Source organism: Paenibacillus sinensis, assembly GCF_019904155.1.
GTDB classification, from domain to species: Bacteria; Bacillota; Bacilli; order Paenibacillales; family Paenibacillaceae; genus Paenibacillus_AQ; species Paenibacillus_AQ sinensis.
Genome location: NZ_JAHCMB010000134.1, coordinates 1 through 1,010, shown reverse-complemented (window position 1 = coordinate 1,010; position 1,010 = coordinate 1). Strand labels below are relative to the sequence as shown.

Annotated in this window: 1 protein-coding gene; it reads left to right on the top strand. The window is 48.5% G+C overall.

Annotated elements, in window-relative coordinates; all coding sequences use genetic code 11:
• The coding region (locus KIH86_RS15540; RefSeq protein WP_223110550.1) for a fibronectin type III domain-containing protein at positions 1-862 on the top strand (862 nt) is incomplete at its 5' end.
• Positions 863-1,010 lie beyond the last annotated feature (148 nt).

Here is a 1,010-nt window from a genome sequence, read left to right as displayed (position 1 = left end):
GGTGGAAAAGGACGAGGTAACAACCGAATCCTATGTATTCAAAAACTTAACCCAAGGGCAGAGTTACAACATAAAAGTGACGGTCACCGACAGTAATCTACTCTCCACGGATTCGGACACCTACACTTTTAAAACCAAGAGTTGGCCAGATCCGGTAAAGATTAATTTCGCTGTTACGCCTAAGTGGGACACTGCCTACGTGACTTGGGATACTCCGTCTGGAGGGACGACTTACAACATCTACCGACAGGATGGAGTGTTGGTACGTAATAATCTCGGCGGTGGAGCAACAACCGTCCATGGACTGACTCCCGAAACCTCATATACCTACGTCATGACTTACGTGGATCTATTTGGCCGATCAATCACCAGTGACCCGGTGACCTTTGTTACCCTAGTAAAGCCACCAGATGTAGTGGAGCCGCCGTCCAAGCCTACGATTAAGGTTTTTACAACGGATTCCCGGGCCGTTATAAGTTGGGAATCTACCGGAGCAACAAGCTATGTCTTGTATCGTGATGGTGAGCAGCTAACGACATTAACAGCCGACCAAACACAATACGCAGACACCGATTTAAGCACAGGTAGGCTGTACACCTATGTCGTCGAAGCCGTTAACAATGTCGGGGCAACACAGTCCGATCCTCGTACTGTCAAGTTAAGCATATCTCCGGATATGTCGTCCGTAGATATGCCGCTGTCTGTGCCGGGAGCATTGGCAACGGCCACAAGTTTTTTGTCGCTGCTGGATGGATGGGTGCTATTCGCTGTAGCGGTCGGTCTTGTGCCGATCATCATCTTTGTACTGTATTGGGTAGTCAACAAATCTAAAAAGGCTCCGGCAGCAGGAGCGAGAAAGTGAGGTTTAAGCGATGGATGAATACTTTGGAGTAGGCCTTATTTTGAGACTAGCCACGGAACACATGCTGCTGATCTCTCCGGCCCTGCTGCTGATCTGCGGTCTGCTCTTTGCTGAGGGCATGACAGATACTTTGTTTAAAATCATTAAA